20 protein-coding genes and 1 pseudogene are annotated in these 21,353 nt (G+C 67.0%); 13 read left to right on the top strand and 8 right to left on the bottom strand.

Annotated features, from left to right (window positions below; all coding sequences use genetic code 11):
* The first annotated feature begins 22 nt into the window (after nt 1-22).
* Genes ABFG95_RS15520 through ABFG95_RS15510 form a run of 3 tightly spaced genes read left to right on the top strand, consistent with a single transcriptional unit; the run spans nt 23 to nt 3,004 of the window.
* Nucleotides 23-1,318 (top strand): ABC transporter substrate-binding protein, encoded by a 1,296-nt coding sequence (locus ABFG95_RS15520; RefSeq protein ID WP_348994743.1) that lies wholly within the window; start codon nt 23-25, stop codon nt 1,316-1,318.
* Nucleotides 1,319-1,331: 13 nt separating this feature from the next.
* Nucleotides 1,332-2,207, top strand: coding sequence for a sugar ABC transporter permease (locus ABFG95_RS15515; RefSeq protein WP_026384938.1), 876 nt, complete (start codon nt 1,332-1,334; stop codon nt 2,205-2,207).
* Nucleotides 2,204-3,004, top strand: a complete 801-nt coding sequence (locus ABFG95_RS15510) for a carbohydrate ABC transporter permease (protein ID WP_006386977.1) — start codon at nt 2,204-2,206, stop codon at nt 3,002-3,004. The genes ABFG95_RS15515 and ABFG95_RS15510 overlap by 4 nt, the downstream gene beginning before the upstream one ends.
* Before the next feature lie 64 nt (nt 3,005-3,068).
* Here the strand turns inward: ABFG95_RS15510 and ABFG95_RS15505 are convergent, their stop codons facing one another.
* Together ABFG95_RS15505 and ABFG95_RS15500 are read right to left on the bottom strand one after the other, a co-directional pair.
* The gene (locus ABFG95_RS15505) at nt 3,069-3,386 is read right to left on the bottom strand and encodes a hypothetical protein (protein ID WP_006386976.1); all 318 of its coding nucleotides are present in this window, start codon (nt 3,384-3,386) and stop codon (nt 3,069-3,071) included.
* An 81-nt stretch (nt 3,387-3,467) separates the two neighbouring features.
* A complete protein-coding gene (locus ABFG95_RS15500; RefSeq protein WP_054433931.1) occupies nt 3,468-3,812 on the bottom strand; it encodes a DUF1840 domain-containing protein in 345 nt (114 codons plus the stop codon).
* Nucleotides 3,813-4,121: 309 nt separating this feature from the next.
* Here ABFG95_RS15500 and argS point away from each other — a divergent pair, with 309 nt between their 5' ends.
* The 3 genes from argS (at nt 4,122) to ABFG95_RS15485 (ending at nt 7,267) form a co-directional block, all read left to right on the top strand.
* Nucleotides 4,122-5,822, top strand: a complete 1,701-nt coding sequence (gene argS / locus ABFG95_RS15495; protein ID WP_049070481.1) for an arginine--tRNA ligase — start codon at nt 4,122-4,124, stop codon at nt 5,820-5,822.
* 9 nt (nt 5,823-5,831) lie between these two features.
* Nucleotides 5,832-6,548, top strand: coding sequence for an SPOR domain-containing protein (locus ABFG95_RS15490; protein WP_049070479.1), 717 nt, complete (start codon nt 5,832-5,834; stop codon nt 6,546-6,548).
* Between the two features lie 86 nt (nt 6,549-6,634).
* On the top strand, nt 6,635-7,267 hold the full coding sequence (locus ABFG95_RS15485; RefSeq protein WP_026383974.1) for a thiol:disulfide interchange protein DsbA/DsbL: 633 nt from the start codon (nt 6,635-6,637) through the stop codon (nt 7,265-7,267).
* 63 nt (nt 7,268-7,330) lie between these two features.
* On the opposite strand, the pseudogene ABFG95_RS15480 reads toward ABFG95_RS15485, so the two are convergent.
* Nucleotides 7,331-7,614 (bottom strand): annotated as a pseudogene (locus ABFG95_RS15480) (IS3 family transposase); the annotation flags it as partial.
* 493 nt (nt 7,615-8,107) lie between these two features.
* On the opposite strand from ABFG95_RS15480, the gene ABFG95_RS15475 reads away from it, so the two are divergent.
* The 3 genes from ABFG95_RS15475 (at nt 8,108) to ABFG95_RS15465 (ending at nt 12,711) form a co-directional block, all read left to right on the top strand.
* On the top strand, nt 8,108-10,399 hold the full coding sequence (locus ABFG95_RS15475) for an autotransporter domain-containing protein (protein ID WP_278990233.1): 2,292 nt from the start codon (nt 8,108-8,110) through the stop codon (nt 10,397-10,399).
* Nucleotides 10,400-10,561: 162 nt separating this feature from the next.
* Nucleotides 10,562-11,773, top strand: a complete 1,212-nt coding sequence (locus tag ABFG95_RS15470) for an ABC transporter substrate-binding protein (RefSeq protein WP_063569664.1) — start codon at nt 10,562-10,564, stop codon at nt 11,771-11,773.
* Entirely contained in the window at nt 11,752-12,711 is a 960-nt protein-coding gene (locus tag ABFG95_RS15465; RefSeq protein ID WP_348994742.1) for a hypothetical protein, read from the top strand. Before ABFG95_RS15470 ends, ABFG95_RS15465 begins: the two co-directional genes overlap by 22 nt.
* A 104-nt stretch (nt 12,712-12,815) precedes the next feature.
* On the opposite strand, the gene metC is transcribed toward ABFG95_RS15465, so the two are convergent.
* Together metC and ABFG95_RS15455 are read right to left on the bottom strand one after the other, a co-directional pair.
* On the bottom strand, nt 12,816-14,015 hold the full coding sequence (metC, locus tag ABFG95_RS15460) for a cystathionine beta-lyase (protein ID WP_100503070.1): 1,200 nt from the start codon (nt 14,013-14,015) through the stop codon (nt 12,816-12,818).
* Nucleotides 14,016-14,089: 74 nt separating this feature from the next.
* Nucleotides 14,090-14,788 carry a nitroreductase gene (locus ABFG95_RS15455; protein ID WP_336730132.1) on the bottom strand — a complete coding sequence of 233 codons (699 nt, stop codon included), beginning with the start codon at nt 14,786-14,788 and terminating at the stop codon, nt 14,090-14,092.
* A gap of 77 nt (nt 14,789-14,865) precedes the next feature.
* Here ABFG95_RS15455 and ABFG95_RS15450 point away from each other — a divergent pair, with 77 nt between their 5' ends.
* Nucleotides 14,866-15,492: a LysE family translocator gene (locus ABFG95_RS15450; protein WP_049070470.1), complete on the top strand. Its 627-nt coding sequence runs from the start codon at nt 14,866-14,868 to the stop codon at nt 15,490-15,492.
* Between the two features lie 102 nt (nt 15,493-15,594).
* Here the strand turns inward: ABFG95_RS15450 and ABFG95_RS15445 are convergent, their stop codons facing one another.
* Nucleotides 15,595-16,662, bottom strand: a complete 1,068-nt coding sequence (locus ABFG95_RS15445) for an MBL fold metallo-hydrolase (RefSeq protein ID WP_059268849.1) — start codon at nt 16,660-16,662, stop codon at nt 15,595-15,597.
* A gap of 73 nt (nt 16,663-16,735) precedes the next feature.
* Here ABFG95_RS15445 and ABFG95_RS15440 point away from each other — a divergent pair, with 73 nt between their 5' ends.
* Both ABFG95_RS15440 and ABFG95_RS15435 read left to right on the top strand, forming a co-directional pair.
* Nucleotides 16,736-17,119 carry a MerR family DNA-binding transcriptional regulator gene (locus ABFG95_RS15440; protein WP_049070466.1) on the top strand — a complete coding sequence of 128 codons (384 nt, stop codon included), beginning with the start codon at nt 16,736-16,738 and terminating at the stop codon, nt 17,117-17,119.
* A gap of 10 nt (nt 17,120-17,129) precedes the next feature.
* On the top strand, nt 17,130-17,462 hold the full coding sequence (locus ABFG95_RS15435) for a YnfA family protein (protein WP_006386964.1): 333 nt from the start codon (nt 17,130-17,132) through the stop codon (nt 17,460-17,462).
* Between the two features lie 170 nt (nt 17,463-17,632).
* On the opposite strand, the gene ABFG95_RS15430 is transcribed toward ABFG95_RS15435, so the two are convergent.
* Together ABFG95_RS15430 and ABFG95_RS15425 are read right to left on the bottom strand one after the other, a co-directional pair.
* Nucleotides 17,633-18,604 (bottom strand): tripartite tricarboxylate transporter substrate binding protein, encoded by a 972-nt coding sequence (locus ABFG95_RS15430; protein ID WP_049070464.1) that lies wholly within the window; start codon nt 18,602-18,604, stop codon nt 17,633-17,635.
* Between the two features lie 132 nt (nt 18,605-18,736).
* Nucleotides 18,737-19,915, bottom strand: coding sequence for a M20 aminoacylase family protein (locus tag ABFG95_RS15425; RefSeq protein ID WP_348994741.1), 1,179 nt, complete (start codon nt 19,913-19,915; stop codon nt 18,737-18,739).
* 245 nt (nt 19,916-20,160) lie between these two features.
* On the opposite strand from ABFG95_RS15425, the gene ABFG95_RS15420 reads away from it, so the two are divergent.
* Nucleotides 20,161-21,339, top strand: a complete 1,179-nt coding sequence (locus tag ABFG95_RS15420) for an isovaleryl-CoA dehydrogenase (RefSeq protein ID WP_049070460.1) — start codon at nt 20,161-20,163, stop codon at nt 21,337-21,339.
* Nucleotides 21,340-21,353: the final 14 nt, after the last annotated feature.

Below are 21,353 nucleotides of genomic sequence, written 5' to 3'. Positions count from 1 at the left end.
CCACAGGAAAGGAAACGCAATCATGCGACGCATCGTACTCAAGACCCTGGCCGCCAGCCTTGCCGCCGCCTGCCTGTCGCTGCCCGCGCAGGCGCAGCAAAAGCCCGTCGAAGTGGAGTTCTACTATCCGGTCGCCGTGGGCGGCCCGATCACCAAGATCGTCGATGACATGGTGACGGACTTCGAAAAGGAAAACCCCGGCATCAAGATCAAGCCGATCTACGCCGGCTCGTACCAGGACTCGATCGCCAAGGCGCTGACCGCCCTGAAGGGCGGCACGCCGCCGCAACTGGCCGTGCTGCTGTCGACCGACATGTTCACGCTGATCGACGAAGACGCCATCGTGCCGATCGACTCGCTGGCCAAAAGCGACGCCGACAAGCAGTGGCTGGGCGGCTTCTACGACGCCTTCATGCAGAACAGCCGCACCGGCGGCCACACCTGGGGCGTGCCGTTCCAGCGCTCGACCATCGTGATGTACTACAACAAGGATCTGTTCAAGGCCGCCGGCCTGGATCCCGAGCGCGCGCCGGCCACCTGGGCCGAGCTGGTCGAGTACGGCAAGAAACTGACCAAGCAGGACGCCAGCGGCAACACCACCCAGTGGGGCATCGAGATCCCGTCGGGCGGCGCCTTCGCCTACTGGCTGTTCCAGGCCCTGACCACGCCCAACGGCGCGATCCTGATGAACGAGGCCGGCAACGAGGTCTACCTGGACAAGCCCGCCGTGGTCGAGGCCGCGCAGTTCTGGCGCGACCTGTCGGCCAAGCACAAGGTCATGCCGACCGGCACGATCGACTGGGGCACCACGCCCAAGGACTTCCTGGAAAAGAAGGCCGCCATCATCTGGACCACCACCGGCAACCTGACCAACATCCGCAAGAACGCCGACTTCCCGTTCGGCGTGGCGATGATGCCGCAGCAAAAGCGCGGGGGCAGCCCGACCGGCGGCGGCAACTTCTACATCTTCAAGAGCGGCACGCCTGAACAACAGCAGGCCGCGCTCAAGTTCGCGCAGTGGGCCACCACGCCCGAGCGCGCCGCCGACTGGAGCATCGCCACCGGCTACGTGGCCGTGACGCCGGCCGCCTGGCAGACCGAGAAGATGAAGAAGTACGCGCAGGATGTGCCGGCCGCCGCCGTGGCGCGCGACCAGCTGCAGGTGAGCGTGGCCGAATTTTCGACCCACGAGAACCAGCGCGTCACCAAGACCCTGAACGACGCCCTGCAGGCGGCGCTGACGGGTTCGAAGACGCCGCAGCAGGCGCTGACCGACGCCCAGCGCGAAGCCGACCGCATACTGCGTTCCTACAAGTAAATCCGCAAGCACGATGAGCCGCTCCTTGAATGCGCTTTATGGCTGGCTGCTGTTGCTGCCAGCCATCGTGCTGCTCGCCGCGTTCACGCATTACCCGGCGCTGGCGACGCTCTGGCACAGCTTCTATTCCACTCCCAAGGGCGCGCGCCCGGCCCGCTTCGTCGGGCTGGACAACTACGCCGTCATGCGCGACGACCCGGTGTTCTGGCAATCGCTCTGGAACAACCTGTGGTTCGCCCTGGGCACCATCCCGACCTCGATCGGCATCGCGCTGGTCATGGCGCTGTGGGTCAACCGCAACCTGCGCGGGCGCGGTTTCCTGCGCATGGCGTACTTCACGCCGACGGTGCTGCCGATGGTGGCGGTGGCCAATATCTGGCTGTTCTTCTACACCCCGCAGTACGGCCTGATCGCGCAGGTGATGCAGTTGTTCGGCTCGCCAGGTCCCAACTGGCTCGGCAACCGCGAAACCGCGCTGCCGGCGCTGATGCTGGTGACGGTGTGGAAGGAATCCGGCTTCTTCATGATCTTCTACCTGGCCGCGCTGCAGACGGTGTCGCCGTCGCTGCGCGAGGCGGCGATGCTGGAAGGGGCCTCACGCTGGCAGTACTTCCGGCGCGTGCTGTGGCCGCTGTTGATGCCGACGACGCTGTTCGTGCTGATCAATGCGCTGATCAACGCCTTCCGGCTGGTGGACCACGTAGTGGTCATGACCCGCGGCGGGCCCGACAACGCCAGCACGCTGCTGCTGTACTACATCTACCAGGTCGGCTTCAGCTTCTGGGACACCGCCTACGCCGCGACGCTGACCGTCGTGCTGCTGGTGGTGCTGGCGCTGACGGCGCTGGTCAAGTTCCGCTGGCTGGACCGCAGGACGCACTACCAATGAAAGACAAGCTCGATACCCTGGGCGCGTGGGCGCTTGGCCTGTTGTGGATCCTGCCGCTGGCGTATGCCGTGTGGGCGGCGTTTCACCCGCCGGCCTACGCCACCCGCTTCGACCTGTTCGCGCCGCTCACGCTCGACAACTTCGCGCGGGCCTGGCAGGCCGCGCCGTTCCCGCGCTACTTCGCCAACACGTTTTTGCTGGTGACGATGGTGCTGGCGGCGCAGCTGGTGCTGTCGACGCTGGCCGGCTACGCCTTCGCGCGCTTCGAGTTCCGCGGCCGCGACTTCGTCTTCATGCTGGTGCTGCTGCAGCTGATGATCATGCCGGACGTGCTGCTGGTGGAGAACTACCGCTCCATGAGCCAGCTCGGCATCCGCGACACGGTGTTCGCCATCGGCCTGCCGTACTTCGCCTCGGCCTTCGGCATCTTCCTGCTGCGCCAGACCTTCAAGACGGTGCCGCGCGAATTGGAGGAGGCCGCGCGCATGGAAGGCGCCAACGCGCTGCAGGTGCTGTGGAAGGTCTACGTGCCGCTGGCCAAGCCGATCTACGTGGCCTACGGGCTGGTGTCGGTCAGCCACCACTGGAACAACTTCCTGTGGCCGCTGATCATCACCAACTCGGTGGAATCGCGGCCGCTGACGGTGGGCCTGCAGGTGTTCTCGTCGACCGACCAGGGCATCGACTGGTCGGTGATCACCGCCGCCACGCTGATGTCGGCGGCGCCGCTGCTGATTGCCTTCCTGCTGTTCCAGCGCCAGTTCGTGCAATCGTTCATGCGCGCCGGCATCCGCTGAGCCTTCCCTGGAAAGCAAAAGACCCCGCACCGCGCGGGGTCTTTTCGTTGGCGCGGCCAGGCGGTCAGTAACCGACCGTCAGGCCGGGCAGGTCCACCGTGATGCGCGGGCGTTCCAGCGCCAGCGCCAGGTGCTCGGCGAACTCGCGGGCTTCCTTGGCGTCGGTGGACAGGATGTCGTAGCCGAGCGCGTCGGCCACGCCCAGCACCTTGTCCAGCAGCAGCACCTTGCCGCTGGGGCGCAGGGGTTCACAGCCCAGGGTTTCCCAGGCGCCGTCGAACCAGTCGCGGGCGTCGTTCTGGCGCTGCGGGCTGGGTTCGACGTTGGCCGACAGGTCCAGCGAGCGCCGGGTGTCGAAAACGATGGTGATGTCGCTGCGCATGGCGGGGATTCCTTGAAATGGCGTCAGCCGCAAAGGGTAGGCAAAAAACGCCGGGCAGATTGTCCGTCCGGCGACATTGGCTTACCAGCCGCGCGACACTTCCCAGGTGACCTCGGCGCCGGCGGCCTGCGACTGGCGCATCATGTCCAGCAGCGGGAAGGCGCGCTCCTTCAGGCCGACCGCGCGCGCCATGGGCGCCACCGCCGGCTTGTCCTCGTCTTCCTCGTCCTCGGCGGGATTGCCCTGGGATTCTTCAATGGCCCGTTCGATACCCTGGATGGCCGGACCGAGCTGGTCGACGGTGAACACGCCGCGCTCGGGGATCTTGTCGCCAAAGGACTTGCCCGCGGCTTGCAGCAGGACGCCGGCGTGGTCGGTGAGCATCAGGACTTCGGCCACGACCTTGGAGTGAAACGTAATCAGCATATTCCGGTCTCCTACGGATTGAATACCCTCAATACACTACCGCAACACCCTGGGGATGCCAACTGGCGCCCCCGGGCGAGGGTCGGCGGGCGGCCCGGCCGGCCGCGCCCCCGCGCGGTAACGGCCGCCAAATCAAGCTATGATTCAGGAGATTCCCGTGACGGCAGGATCCGCAGCGGCCGAGAATCCGGCGCCTCGCGCGGTCATGCCCCCGAGGCCCGCCAGCCGGCCGATCCCGCCCCCCTGGCGCCGCGCGCGAGCCCACGGCCCGCCGCCCTCGTCACCCACCCAGAACTTCTCCAGACGCCCATGCTCCCCGAGCAACAAAAACAGCTTATCTCCCTGATCCAGGCCGCCGTCGCGCAGAGCCTGCCCGATGCCCAGGCCGATGCGGCCCGAGCCAACGTGCTGCTGGAGCGCCCCAAGGTCGCCGCCCACGGCGACGTCGCCACCAACGTGGCCATGCAGCTGGCCAAGCCGGCCAAGCGCAATCCGCGTGAACTGGCCCAGGCCATCGTCGAGGCCCTGCTGGCCCTGCCGGGCGCCCGCGACCTGGTCGAAAGCGCGGAAATCGCCGGTCCCGGCTTCATCAACCTGCGCGTCACCGCCGCCGCCCGCCAGGCCGTCATCACGGCCGTGGCCGAACAGGGCGAGGCCTTCGGCCGCGCCGCCCGCAGCGGCGAGAAGATCCTGGTGGAATTCGTGTCCGCCAACCCCACCGGCCCGCTGCACGTCGGCCACGCCCGCCAGGCCGCCCTGGGCGACGCCCTGTGCCGCCTGTACGACGCCATCGGCTGGGATGTGACCCGCGAGTTCTATTACAACGACGCCGGCAACCAGATCGAGAACCTGGCCATCAGCGTGCAGGCGCGCGCCCGCGGCCTGACGACCGACTCGCCCGAGTGGCCCGCCGACGGCTACAAGGGCGACTACATCCTGGACATCGCCCGCGACTTCCAGGCCGGCAAGACCATCCAGGCCTCGGACGGCGAGCCCGTCACCGCCACCGGCAACATCGACAGCCTGGAAGACATCCGCGCCTTCGCCGTGGCCTACCTGCGCCGCGAGCAGGACCTGGACCTGCAGGCGTTCGGGCTGAAGTTCGACAACTATTACCTGGAAAGCTCGCTGTACACCTCGGGCCGGGTCGAGGCCACCGTCAAGGCGCTGATCGCCGGCGGCCATACCTATGAAGAAGGCGGCGCGCTGTGGCTGCGCACCACCGAGCTGGGCACGGGCGACGACAAAGACCGCGTCATGCGCAAGAGCGAGGGCGGATACACCTATTTCGTGCCGGACGTGGCCTACCACAAGGCCAAGTGGGAACGCGGCTTCCACCGCGCCGTGAACATCCAGGGCAGCGACCACCACGGCACCGTGGCGCGCGTGCGCGCCGGCCTGCAGGCGCTGGAAGAGGGCATTCCCAAGGACTACCCGTCCTACGTGCTGCACAAGATGGTCAAGGTGATGCGCGGCGGCCAGGAGGTCAAGATCTCCAAGCGCGCCGGCAGCTACGTCACCATGCGCGACCTGATCGACTGGGTCGGCCGCGACGCCGTGCGCTACTTCCTGATCCAGCGCCGCGCCGATACCGAATTCGTGTTCGACGTCGACCTGGCCCTGTCCAAGAGCGACGAGAACCCGGTCTATTACATCCAGTACGCCCACGCGCGCATCTGCTCGGTGATCAACAACGCCGGCATGCCCGCGGCCGACGTGGCCGCTGCCGACGCGTCCCTGCTGACCGCCCCCAGCGAATTCGCGCTGATGCAGCGCCTGGCCGAGTTCCCCCACGTGGTGGCGCTGGCCGCCCAGGAACTGGCCCCGCACCACATCGCCTTCTGGCTGCGCGACTGCGCCGCGGACTTCCACGGCTGGTACAACGCCGAGCGCGTGCTGGTCGACGACACCGCGCTCAAGCTGGCGCGCCTGCGCCTGGCCGCGACCACGCGCCAGGTGCTGGCCAACGGCCTGGCGCTGTTGGGCGTGTCCGCCCCCGAGCGGATGTAACATCGGTACATGGCCACCAAGCGCAAACCCACCCGCCGGTCCGGCGAAAGCGGCAGCACCCTGTACGGGGCGCTGGCCGGATTGCTCCTCGGCTTGATCGTCGCCGCCGTCGTGGCGTTCTACGTCACCAAGGCGCCCGTGCCCTTTGTCGATCGCGCCACCCGCCAGGGCGACGCCGGCAAGCTGCCCGATCCGCGCCAGGCGCCGGATCCCAACGCCGGCCTGTACGGCCGCGACGGCGCGGCGGGCTCCCCGCCCACCGGCCCGACCGCCACGGCGCCCGCGCCGCTGCCGGGCGCGGGCGGCACCGCGCCGGCGGGCAAGTCGGACGACCTGGGCGCGCTGATCGCCACCCTGCCGACCTCCAACAACACGCCCGCGGCCGCCCCCGCGCCGGCCGCCAGCGCGCCGCCCACGCCCATCGCCAAGGTGGCGCCGACCCCGGCCCCCGCGGCCAAGGCGCCGGTCGCCAGCGCCGCCCCGACCGCTTCGGCCAATGGCTCGTACTACCTGCAGGCTGGCGCCTTCCGGGGCCAGGACGACGCCGAATCGCTCAAGGCCCGCATCATCCTGCTGGGCCTGCCGGTGGCGGTGCAGAAAGCCGAGGTCAACGGCAAGCCGATCAACCGTGTGCGCGTCGGTCCGTTCGCCCGCCTGGACGACATGAACCGCGCCCGCGGCCGCCTGGGCGAAAACAAGATCGAAACGGCGGTGGTGCGCCAGTAACACGGCGCCCGCATCATGGTTTTTGATTGAACTAATCCGGGCCTGGCCCTGTCTGTAACCTCTTTGTTCAGGAACCTCACCCCATCATGCTGTCCCCCAAGCTCATCCGCATCCTGGCAGCCGCCGCGCTGACCGCCACCGCGTTCTTCAGCCCGGTCAGCCACGCCCAGGGCACCCAGGCCTATGTGCCGATCAATCCGCCGCTGCCGTCGGATACCCCGGGCAAGATCGAGGTCCTGGAATTCTTCGCCTACACCTGCCCGCACTGCGCCGCCATGGAACCCATGGTCGAGGACTGGGCCAAGACCAAGCCCGACGACGTCGTGCTCAAGCAGGTGCCGATCGCCTTCAACGCCGGCATGAAGCCGCTGCAACAGCTGTACTACACCCTGGTGGCCCTGGATCGCCCCGACCTGCACGCCAAGGTCTTCACCGCCATCCACGGCGAGCACAAGCGCCTGATCGACAAGAAGGCCATGGGCGAGTGGGCCGCCGCGCAGGGCGTGGACCGCGCCAAGTTCGACTCGGTGTTCGATTCGTTCAGCGTGCAGACCCAGGTCCAGCGCGCCAACCAGCTGGCCGAAGCCTATCGCATCGAAGGCACGCCGTCGTTCGCCGTCGGCGGCAAGTTCATGACCTCGCCGGTCATGGCGGGCAACAGCTACGAAGGCGCCCTGCAGGAAGTGAACAAGCTGATCCCGATGGCCCGCGGCAAGTAATTCCCCGCCGCGCCTGACAGCGAGACGCCTCGCGGCAGTGAACTGCCCCGGGACGTTGGACAGTCAAAGCCAAAGCCCGAAGGCCTGAGCTCGGTATTGCACCGAACTCAGGCCTTTTGGCTTGTGCTTGATGCTGTCGTGATTGAATGTAGTAATGGATGTACTGCCTGGTGCCGGCTTGCAATGGGTCGACGCTCTCGAAGCGGTTCATGCGGAAGAACCCGACCTTGAGCGCGCCGAAGGAGCTTTCCTTGGCGACATTGTCCAGGCAGGTCCTTGAGTGACTTCACAAGGTTGAACACCGACCGACGGCTGGTCTCGTAGGCCACGATCTCACCGTTGTACAGGCCCCTGCGCCTTCAAGCACTGAAAGTAGAACGTGCTGCGAAACAACCCGGCCGCACAGCAGTCGTTCCAGCCCATGCGCCTGGCTCGATCCTTGAACCACCTACGCTTTCCAACAAGCGCTTGGATCCTTTCCGCTTCGATCCAGGCATAGAGCGTGTTCTTTGGCTGATGCCGTTCCCTCCGCTGAGCGCGGCCGCTCACGCCAGTAAGGGTAACCACCCTCAGATGATTCCGGATTTTCTCCCTCGAAACCCGTGCTGGTTTTGCGAGTGATAGATTTTATGAACGCCAACATTAATCAATTTTCATTCAATGTTTTAAAAGAAGTTTGATTAATTTGGCGTCGAAAACAAACGCCGTATCAATTTCAAATTCACGGCAAAACGGCGCATCCACGGTCGATCGAAAACCATTACGACGGCCCATTCCGAAAGCCTCAGCGCTCATCGGAAATTGGGTGCTGCATAAGAAAATTCATAGGAGACTTCCAATATGGCTGAACAAATTCGCTCGAAGCAACGGCGACCGGCGTTAGCGGCCGTTGCCGCATCGGTGATCGTCTTGACTACCGGGGTCCAGGCTCAGGCCTCGCCTTACGATGAAGTCATTTTCTTCGGGGACTCACTCACGGACAGCGGCGCGATGACGTCCCGGGCTTTCACCGCGGACAAGATCCTCGGTCCTGACGGAACGCCGTTCACGGAGTCCCTGCGTAGCACCCTGCCGCCACAAATCGCTTCGCTAATTGCCAAGAAATTCGAAGAGACGATCGTTGCGGCAAAGGCGCCGCTCGCCGCTGCCATTAGTAAATGGATGGGTGATTGGAAGCGCATAATCAATGTCCCCGGCTTATTAGATTGGGCGGTTGAAAAAGCCATGCCTCAAATACGCGCTACGGCAACCAGCAGAATATCTTCTTCCTTGGCCGCCTACGATCTCGCATCTCCATTGTCACGCCTGACGTCTGCATCGACCGTTGCCAATGTCATTCTTGCCCTGAAAGGCGATCAGATACAGTCTGCCCATACAACGAACCCCGATCCAACCTGGGCATTCCACCTAGCCACCAAACTCGGCGGCGACAATATCAACGCCTGGAGAGCGGCGGGAGATGGAGGCAACAACCAGGCCTGGGGCGGCGCGCGTGCAACACAAAGCGTCACATATGACTTTCCATCAACAAACTTCCTGGGTCTCGCCACACCGCCCCTTCACTTCCTTATTCCCTCTGTAAAGGAGCAAATCAGCTTCATCCTGCAACGGCCTTCAGGCCTGCGCAGCACAGGTCTGTACACGGTATGGGCCGGCGCGAACGATTTGATCGAAACGCTGACCACGCACAGGGACATGTTGATCTCGTCCGAGACACAGGCGCAAGCGATCGAACAAGTGCTCGGCCTCTCCAGCCTTTCCGGTGCCGAAGTGGCCGCCCAGATCCAACGCCTGGGCAGTGCCGGCGCCGGAACCGTACTCGCCTTGAACCTGCCGGACATCGGCCGCACGCCTCGGGCTCTCGCCTTCCCGACCGATACCCGCAATTTGATGAGCTACATGACTGCCCGCTTCAATGACTCGCTCAACAGTCAACTGGCGGACTACAAAGGCAACCTCGTCATGCTGGATGCTCGCGCCATGCTAGACGAACTGATCGACCGACCGGCACGCTACGGCCTGCGCAATGTCACCGAGCCTGCCTGCGGCAAGGTCAGCGCCATCTGGTGCAACACCAGCACACTGGTGGAACCAGGCGCAAACCGTACCTATCTGTTCGCTGACGACATCCACCCCAGCGGCATCGGACATGAGTTCATTGCTGACTATGCATTGTCGGTACTGCAAGCACCCGCGCGCATCGGTCTGCTCGCCGAGGCGCCGCTGGCCGGCACGCGAAGCGGCCTGCAAGTCATCGAGACGCGCTTGCGCAACCGCGATGACTCATCGGCAGTGCAAACTTACGCCTCGTACCAGCATGTCAACGACCGTCGGCGCGATGACGGCATCTGGAAACCCGGACTGGGCAACCAGATGGACCTTCTGTCCATGGGCGTGGACGGTGGCGTCGGCCAGCACTGGACGCTTGGCGTGAATGCGGCGCAAATCCAGCACAATGCCACGCTTGGCCAGGATGCGGGATCGTTCCGCCTGGGCCAGACGCAGGTGTCCGCCTATGCGCGCTATCGCCTGGGCGATTGGTCGACGGCGTTGATAGGTAGCGCCGGCTACCTGAGCTATCGCAATGTGTCGCGCGACTTTTCCATCGGCTCCGCCCGTCTGCGCGAGGAAGGTTCGACCACCGGCATGGCGTCGGCCTTGTCCATGCTGACCCAGTATGACTGGCACGCAGGCGTATTCACCCTGACGCCATCGGCCGGCGTCACCTTGCAGAACGTCAGCGTGCGGGGCTACAACGAATCGCGCGATGGCGGACGCACCGCAACCAGCATGAACTATCATGAACAACAACGGCGTTCGCTCGCATCCACACTGGGCCTGCGTCTGCAAGCCGATCTGCGGCAAGGCGACTATCTGTGGCAACCCTACGGCGGCCTAGCCTGGGAACATGAGTTCAACCACGACACCCGCGAGGTTCGGGCGCACGTGCGTGACATGGCCGGCAGCTTCGCCCAAACCATGCCGCAGGCAGCCGCCGATACGCTGCTGGCAACGGCGGGATTAGCCTTCTCAAGCGGAGCGTCCTGGAGTGGCCAGATCGGCTACTACGGCCGCTACGGTGGTGCCACGCAATCGCAGGCGGTCCAGGCGACCGTGGCATACCGGTTCTGATCCGGACGTTGGCCAATATCCAGCTTTCGGGGCAGTTCAGTTGGCCGGGGCGTTTTTCATGGGGTCATCCCCAAGGCGCGCGGACGCGGCAAAGCGCCCGCCGCGATATACACTTCCTCCCATAATTATTCGCCGCCACGCGCGGCCTACAAGGGGTGGAAGATGAGACAGCAATTCCTGCGCCGCGCGGCGCTGGGCGTGAGCCTGGCGCTGGCCGGCCTTTCAGCGCAAGCCAATGACGCCGACGGCGTGAAGATCGGCGTCCTGACCGACATGGCCGGCGTCACCGCCGATGCCACCGGGCGCGGCTCGGTCGAGGCCGCGCGCCTGGCGATCGAGGAACTGGGCGGCAGCGTGCTCGGCAAGCCCGTGGCGCTAGTATCGGGCGACCACCAGCACCGGCCCGACATCGGCAGCGGCATGGTGCGCAAGTGGTACGACACCGACGGCGTCGACGTGGTGGTGGACGTGCCCAATTCGTCGGTGGCGCTGGCGGTGCAGGGCATCGCGCGCGAAAAGAAGAAGCTGGTGCTGTTCTCCAGCCCCGGCACCACCGCGCTGACGCAGGCGCAATGCTCGCCCTATGGCGTGCAATGGACCTACACCACCTACGCGCTGTCGCGCGGCACCGCCACCGCCGTGGTCAAGGAAGGCAACAAGCGCTGGTTCATCCTGGCGTCCGATTACGCCTTCGGCAAGCAACTGGCCGCCGACACCGAGACCGTGGTCAAGGCCAACGGCGGCGAAGTGGTGGGCACGGTGTTCCACCCGCTCAACGCCTCGGACTTCGCCTCGTTCCTGCTGCAGGCGCAGGCCTCCAAGGCGCAGATCATCGCCGTCGCCAACGCCGGCGGCGACACCATCTCGGCGATCAAGCAGGCGGCCGAATTCGGCATCGCCAGCGGCGGCCAGAAGCTGGCGGCAATGCTGTTGCTGCTGACCGACGTGCACAGCCTGGGATTGCAGGCCGCGCAGCACACCTACCTGACGGTGCCGTCCTATTGGGACATGAACGACGGCACGCGCGCCTTCACCAAAAAGTTCGAAGCCCGCCTGGGCCGCCCGCCCACCTTCCTGCAGGCCGGCGTGTACAGCTCGGTGCGCCACTACCTGCGCGCGGTGCAGGCGGCCGGCACCACCGATTCGGACGCGGTGATGGCGAAGATGAAGTCGATGCCGATCGACGACCCGTTCAGCCTGAACGCGCGCATTCGCGAAGACGGCCTGGTGGTGCGCGACATGATGCTGGCACAGGTGAAATCGCCCGACCAGTCCAAGGCGCCCTGGGACTACTACAACATCGTGCGCACCATTCCCGGCGACTCGCTCGCCTGGCCCCTGTCGGAAAGCCAATGTCCGCTGGTCAAGAAGTAGGCCCCCTGGCGCTTGCCGATTTCGGCAGCTTCTACGCGGGCGGGCGGCAGGCGCATATCAGCGGCCGCCCGGTGCGCGAGATCGCCTTCACCAAGACCGCCTCGCTGACGTACGACCCCAACGGGCTGTACCACGTCGAACAGGCGTACGTGCAGTACTTCATCCCGGCCGAACGCCGCCATCCGCTGCCGCTGGTGCTGCTGCACGGCGGCGGCATGACCGGCGCGATGTGGGAACAGACGCCGGACGGCCGGCATGGCTGGCTGCAGCATTTCGTGCGGCAGGGCCACGCGGTCTACGTGGTCGACAACGTCGAGCGCGGCCGCGCCGGCTGGACGCCGTTCGAGGAGGTCTGGCCCGATGCGCCGATCGTGCGCAACGCCGAGGAAAGCTGGTCGCTGTTCCGCTTGGGCCGCGCCGAGGACTACGCGCAGCGCCGCGCCTTCGACGGCCAGCGCTTTCCGCTGGCGGCCTTCGACGATTTCATCCGCCACGCCGTGCCGCGCTGGCTGGGCAACAACGATGCGGCGCTGGCGGGCTTGTGCGCCGCGCTGGAACGCATCGGCCCGTGCCTGGTGCTGGCGCACAGCCATGGCGGCGAAGTGGCCTACCGCGCGCTGCAGGCGCGGCCGGAACTGGTGCGCGGGGTCATCGGCATCGAGCCGTCGGGGTTCTCGGCGGAAGTGAACGCGGCGGCGGTGGCGGGCAAGCCCTTTCTGTTCGTCTATGGCGACTATCTCGACGCCACGCCGCTATGGGCCAGGCTGGATGCCGCCGGGCAGGCCTACGCCGACCAGTTGGCGGCACGGGGCGGCCGCGTTACCCGCTGGCGACTGGCCGACATGGGTATCCGCGGCAATTCGCACATGCCGATGATGGACGACAACAGCGACGACATCGCCGCGCGCATCGGCGCGTGGATCCGCGCCAACGCCTGACATACGGCGGCGCCTTGCCGCACGGGCCTTGCGCCGGCCTTCATACCGGGCGGGGCGGGTGGGGCTGGCGCGCCGGCCGGGCCCGGCCGGCGGTCACGCCCGGGTCAGCCCTTGACCGCCGCGGCCTTCTCCAGCGCCTGGGTCAGGTCGGCGATGATGTCCTGCGGCGACTCCAGGCCGATATGCAGGCGCACCAGCGCGTTGTCGCCCTCGCCCCAATAGCGATGGTGCGACAGGTCCTTGGGCGACACCAGTTGCACCAGGCTTTCGTAGCCGCCCCACGAGAAACCGATACCGAACAGTTCCAGTTCGTCGACGAACACCCGCGCGGCCGCCGGCGACAGGCGCAGCTCGACCGACAGCATGCCGTTCGAACCGGTGCAGTCGCGCTGCCACAGCGCATGGCCCGGATCCTGCGGCCAGGCCGGGTGGAACAGGCGCACGGTCTCGGGGCGCTGCTTGAAGAATTCGCAGACCTGCAGCGCGTGGCGCGCGTGCTGCGCCATGCGGATCGGCATGGTGCGCACGCCGCGCAGCGCCAGCCAGGCATCGTCGGCGCTGATGGAGTAGCCCATGGCGTACTGGGTGCGGTTCAGCTTCTTGGCAATCGCCTCGTCATTGGTGACGACCGCGCCCAGCATCAGGTCGGAATGGCCGCCCACGTACTTGGTGCCGGCGATGACCGACACCTGCGCGCCCAGCGTCAGCGGCCGGTAGATGTAGCCCGAACCCCAGGTGTTGTCGGTAGCCAGCACCAGGCCGTGGCGTTGCGCGATGGCGGCCATGGCGCCCATGTCGAGCATCTCGAACAGCAGCGAGCCGGGCGATTCCACGTACAGCAGCTTGGTGTTGGGCTGCACCAGCGCGTCCAGGTCCTCGCCGGCGGCGAAGTAGGTGACGGCGATGTTCATGCGCTTGAGCACGGCATCGTCGAGCTCGCGCATCGGGCCGTAGACGCAATCGGAGATCAGCGCGTGGTCGCCGGCCGAGCACAGCGCCAGCATCACCATCGTCATGGCCGACAGGCCCGACGGCGCCAGATACGCGTGGGTGCCGCCTTCGAGCTGCGCGAAAACCTGCTCCAGCGCCGCGTGCGTGTCCATGCCCATGCGGCCATAGGTGGTGGCGCGGCCGCCGGCGGCCTTGCTGCGCTGGGCCTTTTCCAGGGCCGCCAGGTTCTCGAAGCGCACCGTGCTGGCCCGCATCGGCGGCAGCGGCACCGGGGCCGTGCCCGTCTCGGGGTTGAACGGGGCGGTGCCCGCGTGCTGCAGAACCGTATCGATGTGTTTGGTAGCCATCTTCAAGAGGGAATGCGTGCGTATTGGGAGAACCCGAACCGTAGCAGGAACGCGCGCGGCTGTCGCGCCCCCGATCCGGGTCAGTCGATCCAGCGCACCGCCGCGTCCAGGTCGGCGCGGCTGGTGCGATAGCTGTTGGCCGGATGCGCGGTATCGGCATAGCCGAACGAGATGGCGCAGACCACGCGCCGCTCGGAGCCGATGCCGAGCTGTTCGCGCAGCACCTCGGGATACATCGCCAGCGAGGCCTGGGCCACCGTGGCCACGCCGTTGGCCTGCGCCGCCAGCAGGAAATTGGCGACATAGCCGCCGCAGTCGATGGCGCCGTATTCGCCCAGCGCCTCGTCGGTGGTGATGATGGCCACGTGCGGCGCGTCGAACAACTGGAAGTTGCGCAGTTCCTGCCGCCGGTAGGCCTCGCGGTCGCCGCGCGCCACGCCCACGGCCCCATACAACTGGAAGCCCGACTCGCGGCGCCGCGCCAGGTAGTCGCCCCGGTACTCGCGCGGGAACGGGAAGTCGGGCGTGAAGCCCGCTTGCCCGGCGCGTTCCACCAGGGCCCGGCTCAGGCGCCGCGCGCCGTCGCCCGAGGCCACCGTCACCTGCCACGGCTGGCAGTTGCACCAGGACGCGGTGCGCTGCGCCAGCGTCAGGATGCGCTCGATGGTGGCGCGCGGCACCGGCTCGGGCAGGAAGGCGCGGCAACTGTGGCGCGCGCGCAGCCAGTCTTCGAGCGCGGCGTCGGGGCGCGCGGCGGCGGATTCGGGTACGGCGGACATGGTGTCTCCTTGGTTTCCTCGTATGATGCCACTTGATTGCCGGCGCGCAAGGCGCCGCCCGACCCTGGCGAGACCCCATGCTGCCCCTCGATTCCCTGATCGCGTTCTTCGGCATTGCCGTATTGCTGGCCCTCACGCCCGGGCCCGACAACCTGTTCGTGCTGATGCAATCGGCCATCTGGGGCCGCAAGGCCGGGCTGTTCGTGGTGCTGGGGCTGTGCACCGGGCTGCTGGGCCACACCGCCGCCGTGGCGCTGGGGCTGGCCGCCGTGTTCGCGGCTTCCCCTGTGGCCTTCACGGCGCTGAAACTGGCGGGCGCGGCGTATCTGGCCTACCTGGCGTGGCAGATCCTGCGGGCGCCGGTGCATGCCGAGGACGGCCAGCGGCCCGAGCCGATGAAGACCTCCGCGCTGTACCGGCGCGGCATCGTCATGAACCTGACCAATCCTAAGGTGCTGCTGTTCTTCTTCGCCTTCCTGCCGCAGTTCACCTCGCCCAAACTGGGTTCGGTGGGCTGGCAGACGGTGCAACTGGGCGCGGTGTTCATGCTGGCCACGCTGCTGGTGTTCGGCGCCATCGCCTTCTTCTCGGGCGCGTTCGGCGAACTGCTGCAGCGCTCGGTCACGGCCAAGCGCTGGCTCAACCGCGTCGCGGCGCTGGTGTTCGTGGGGCTGGCCGTGCGGCTGGCGACGGCCACGCGCTAAGGCCGCCGGCCGGCGCGAGCCTGGCAAGGGCCGCCCCGGCGCAGCCACGCGCGCCGGATCGCGCCCGCGGGACGCCGCCGCGCAACGTGGCTGGGAGCGGCGTCAGGCCGCCTTGAAGCGCACGATGCCGTCCGCGCCTGTGCCGCGCGTCAGCTTGCCTTCGAAGTACAGCGCATGCAGGTGCGCCAGCGCCTCGCCCATGGCGAAGGTCAGCTGGTGCAGGTCGAGCTTGCGCTTGAACAGCACCGGCACGATGTCGGAGGTCGATTGCGGTCCGGCCTTACAGGCCTCCAACACTTCGGCCAGACGGTCGCGGTGATGCTCGTGCTGCTGCGCGATGCGCTCGTGCAGGCCCTTGAAAGGCCGGCCATGCGACGGCAGCACCAGCGTGTCGCGCGGCACGTCGGCGTAGCCGTCGAGCGAGCGCAGGTACAGCGGCAGCGGGTTGGCGTCGGGCTCGTAGTCGAACACACTGACGTTGGTGGAGATGCGCGGCAGCACCATGTCACCGGAGATCAGCACGCCCAGGTCGGGCGAATGCAGTGAGGCGTGCTCGGGCGCGTGGCCGTAGCCGACGATGACGCGCCAGTCGTGCGCGCCGATGCGCACCGCGTCGCCATGCATGATGCGCGTGTAGCGCGACGGCACGGCCGGCACCAGGTTGGGGAAGTAGTTGGCGCGCTGGCGGATCTGTTCCTGCGCGTCCGGATCGGTCAGGCCGTGGCGGGCGAAGTGGTCGACGGCCGACTGGCCCCCGGGACCGGCGCCGGCGTCATTGCGGCGCGACGACCACAGCGACGCGACCATGAAGTCGGTCATGGTCATCCACAGCCGCGCGTCCCAGCGTTCACAGAGCCAGTGGGCCAGGCCGATGTGGTCGGGGTGCATGTGGGTGACGATGACGCGCAGCACCGGCAGGCCGTCCAGTTCGTTCTCGAACACCTGTTCCCACAGCGTCTTGACCTCGTCGCGCGAGATGCCGCAGTCGACGATGGTCCAGCCGTCGCGGCCGTCGATGCGATCGCGCAGCAGCCAGAGATTGATATGATCCAGCGCGAACGGCAGCGGCATGCGGATCCACTTGACGCCCTCGGCCACCGGGTGGGCGCGGCCGGCTTCGGGCTGGAAATCGGCCCAGGGATACTGCAGCTTCTGTTCGTTGGGGTTCATTGCCTCGCTCTCCACGCTTGACGATCGCGTCAAGTCATCATAATTTACGTTTACGTAAACTGCCACACGTCGCATGTCCCCGTCAACCTGGACCATCTCCGAGCTCGCCCGCGAGTTCGACGTCACGCCCCGCACGATCCGCTTCTATGAAGACCAGGGGATCGTCAGCCCGGCGCGCGAGGGCCGCAACCGCATCTTCGGGCCGCGCGACCGCACGCGCCTGAAGCTGGCCCTGCGCGGCAAGCGCCTGGGCCTGCAGTTGTCGGAGATCCTGACGCTGATCGACATGTACGACGGCCCCGGCGACACCGAGGTGCAGTTGCGCCAGTACCTGGCGGTGCTGGCCCAGCACCGGGCCACGCTGGAACAGCAGCGCCGCGACATCGAGGATACGCTGCAGGAGATCGCGGTGCAGGAACGCCAGTGCCGCGAGCTGCTGGCGCAGCAACGAGCCTGAAGCGCCTGACATGGCGATGCTGCAAACCTTCGCGCTGTTCGTCCTGACCGCGCTGGCCGAGATCATCGGCTGCTACCTGCCGTACCTGTGGTTGCGCCGCGGTCATTCCATCTGGCTGCTGGCGCCAGCCGCCGTCAGCCTGGCGCTGTTCGCCTGGCTGCTGACGCTGCACCCGACCGCGTCGGGACGCGTGTATGCGGCCTACGGCGGCGTGTACATCGGCATGGCGCTGCTGTGGCTGTGGGCGGTCGATGGCGTGCGGCCCAGCGTCAGCGATTATGTCGGCGTGGGGCTGTGCCTGGCCGGCATGCTGGTGATCATGTTCGGGCCCAAGACGGCCTGACCGATTGCCGCGAAGGCGCGTGGGCGCACGACGGGCCAGCGCGCGGTGGCGGGTCCGACTCACGCGGCGCGACGCCGGCCCGCCTCTCCGAAAATGAAAAAGCGCGCTCCCCGTGGAGCGCGCTTTGCATTGCCTGCGCGGCATCCCGGCCGGGATGCGCGGCGCCGGCGTCATTCCGCCTTGATGTTGCCTTCCTTGATGATGCGGGCGTTGTTGGCGAACTCGGCCTGCACCTGCTTGGCGAAGGCGTCGCCGGACGCGGTGCCCGGCTGCAGGTAGGACTTGGTCAGCAGGTCCTTGAACTCGGCGCTGGCCACGGCCTTGGCCAGCGCGGCCTGCAGCGGACCCGACACCGCCGGCGGCAGGTTGGCCGGCGCGAAGATGCCGAAGTTCGAGTAGTACTGCGCCTGCGGCAGCTTCAGTTCGGCCATGGTGGGCACGTCGGGCCAGGCGGCCAGGCGCTCGGGCGCCATCACCGCCAGCGGTTTGAGCGCGCCGCTGGCCACGTGCGGCAGCACCACGTCGGTGTTGACCACCAGCAGTTCGACCACGCCGCCCAGGCCGTCGGTCAGCGCCTGGCTGTTGCCGCGGTAGGGCACGTGCAGCATCCTGGTGCCGGTCTGCGTGGTCAGCGCCGCCATGCCGATGTGGGCCACGGTGCCCTGGCCCGGCGTGCCGTAGCGCACGCCGTCCGGGTGCGACTTGGCGTAGTCGATCAGGCCGGCGAAGTCCTTCACCGGCAGGGCCTTGGTGGCGACGATGGCCACGGGCGCCACGGCCACGCTGGCCACCGGCGTCAGGTCCTTCATCGGGTCGTAGTTGGTCTTGGCCAGGTGCGGGAAGATGGTCAGCGGGCTGGTGGAAGCCAGCAGCAGGGTGGCGCCGTCCGGCTGGGCGCGCGCCACGAAGTCGGTGCCGACCGAGGCGCCCGCGCCGGGCTTGTTTTCGACGATGACGGTGGCGTTGGTCTCCTTGCGCAGCACGTCGCCCAGGCGGCGCCCGATCGCGTCGGCGCTGCCGCCGGCGGTGTAGGGCACGACCAGGGTGATGGGCTTGGCGGGCCAGCCCTGCGCCAGCGCGGCGCCGCCCGTCATGATCGCCAGGGCCGCCCCCGCGGCCGTGAACAGCATCTTCTTTTTCATAGCTTCCTTGTGGTGTTGCGTAGCACTGCGTGAGGTAATGCGTGAAACGGGTAAGGCAAAAGGAAAACTTGTGGTGGCGACAAAGGCAGTCACCGCGAAGGCGACACGCGCGTCGCGACGGCCGCGCGTGAATCAGCCGGCCAGGTAGCGCTGCGTCAGCCGCACCCAGTAGCTCGCGCCCGGCGCGATCAGGGCGTCGTTGAAGTCGTAGCTGGTGTTGTGCAGCATGCACGGGCCCAGGCCGTGGCCGGCCATGCGGTGGTCGCCATCGCCGTTGCCCAGGAACACGTAGCAGCCGGGCTTGGCCTGCAACAGAAAGGCGAAGTCCTCCGAGGCCATCACCGGCTCGATCACGCGGGCGTGGTCGGCGCCGGCCACCTCGCGCATGACCTCCATGCAGAACGCGGTTTCGGCCGGCGTGTTGATCAGCGCCGGATAGCGGCGCTCGAAATAGACCTCGGCCTCGCAGCCATGGGCGGCGGCAATGCTGCCGGCGATCTCGTGCATGCGGCGCTCGATCAGGTCGACCACGTCGGTGCTGTAGGCGCGCACCGAGCCGCCCAGCCAGGCGCTGCCCGGGATCACGTTGATGACGCTGCCGCCGGCCTGCACCTGGGTGATGGACAGCACGGCGGCGTCCAGCGGGCGCTTGCTGCGGGTCAGGATGGTCTGCAGCGACTGGCCGATGGCGAACAGCGCCGGCACCGGGTCGGCGCAATCGTGCGGCGCGGCGGCGTGGCCGCCCTTGCCGCGCACGGTGATCTTGAAGCCGTTGGCGGACGCCATCATCGGGCCGGCGCAGACGCCGAACGAGCCGGCCTCCAGGCCGGGCCAGTTGTGCATGCCGAACACGGCCTCGCAGGGGAAGCGGTCGAACAGGCCGTCCTGGATCATGGCGCGGCCGCCGGCGCCGCCTTCCTCGGCCGGCTGGAAGCAGAAATAGACCGTGCCGTCGAAACCGCCTTGCTGTTGCAGGTGGCGCGCGGCGGCCAACAGCATGGCGGTGTGGCCGTCATGGCCGCAGCCATGCATCTTGCCGTCGTGGCGCGAACGGTGTTCGAACTGGTTCTCTTCCTGCATCGGCAGGGCGTCCATGTCGGCGCGCAACATGATGGCGCGGTCGGAAGCGCCGCGCTTGATGACGCCGACCACGCCGGTCTTGGCGATGCCGGTGTGGGTCTCGATGCCCCAGCCGCGCAGGGCGTCGGCCACCACCTTGGCGGTGCGGTGCTCTTCGTAGCAGAGCTCGGGATGGGCGTGCAGATCGCGCCGCAGCGCCACGATATCGTCAAGATTGGCCAGGTCGGACACCGCTGACTCCGTAACAAAATTTGAAGTTTCAAGGACCCGGGGAATAGTACCCAGGGCGCTTCCCGTGGACGCAAACATTTGCCTAGGGAAAACCCGACTCATATTTACGTTTACGTAAACGTAATATTTGCGCTGCATCATTGCGTAGCCAGCGTCGATCAGCGCATCATGGGGCCACGCGGCGGGATCCGGCGCGATCGCAGGCGCCCATAAGAATGTAAGTACCCACTATCACGGAGACAGCGATGAACCTTCCTGGCCTGAACTTCGATCTGGGCGAAGACCTGGACATGCTGCGCGACGCGGTGCGCACTTTCGCGCAGGCCGAGATCGCGCCGCGCGCGGCCGAAGTCGACCGCAGCGACCAGTTCCCCATGGACCTCTGGCGCAAGTTTGGCGACCTGGGCGTGCTGGGCATGACGGCCAGCGAGGAATACGGCGGCGCCAACATGGGCTACCTGGCCCACATGGTGGCGATGGAGGAAATTTCCCGCGCCAGCGCCTCGATCGGCCTGTCCTATGGCGCGCACTCCAACCTGTGCGTCAACCAGATCAACCGCAACGGCACCCCCGCCCAGAAGGCCAAGTACCTGCCCAAGCTGATTTCCGGCGAACACATCGGCGCGCTGGCCATGAGCGAACCGGGCGCCGGCTCGGACGTGGTCAGCATGAAGCTGCGCGCCGACAAGAAGGGCGACCGCTACGTGCTGAACGGCTCCAAGATGTGGATCACCAACGGCCCCGACGCCGACACCCTGGTGGTCTACGCCAAGACCGACCCCGAGGCGCACCAGCGCGGCATCACCGCGTTCCTGGTGGAAAAGGGCTTCAAGGGTTTCTCGGTGGCGCAGAAGCTGGATAAGCTCGGCATGCGCGGCAGCCACACCGGCGAACTGGTGTTCCAGGACTGCGAGATCCCCGAGGAAAACGTGCTGGGCCAGGTCAACGGCGGCGTCAAGGTGCTGATGAGCGGACTGGACTACGAGCGCGCCGTGCTGTCGGGCGGCCCGGTCGGCATCATGCAGGCCGTGATGGACGTGGTGGTGCCGTATATCCATGACCGCAAGCAGTTCGGCCAGGCCATCGGCGAATTCCAGCTGATCCAGGGCAAGGTGGCGGACCTGTACACCACGCTGCAGGCCAGCCGCGCCTTCTGCTACCAGGTCGGCAAGAACCTCGACCGCCTCGGCGCCGAGCACGTGCGCCAAGTGCGCAAGGACTGCGCCGCGCTGATCCTGTACACCGCCGAGAAGGCCACCTGGATGGCCGGCGAGGGCGTGCAGATCCTGGGCGGCAACGGCTACATCAACGAATACCCGGTGGGCCGCCTGTGGCGCGACGCCAAGCTGTACGAAATCGGCGCCGGCACCAGCGAGATCCGCCGCATGCTGATCGGCCGCGAGCTGTTCGCCGAGACGGCCTGAGTCCCCCCGGAAGT

It is taken from the genome of Achromobacter sp. HNDS-1, assembly GCF_040084795.1.
Classification (GTDB): domain Bacteria; phylum Pseudomonadota; class Gammaproteobacteria; order Burkholderiales; family Burkholderiaceae_B; genus Achromobacter; species Achromobacter ruhlandii.
The sequence above is the reverse complement of the archived record's forward strand: the minus strand, read 5'-3'. Positions and strand labels throughout refer to the sequence as shown.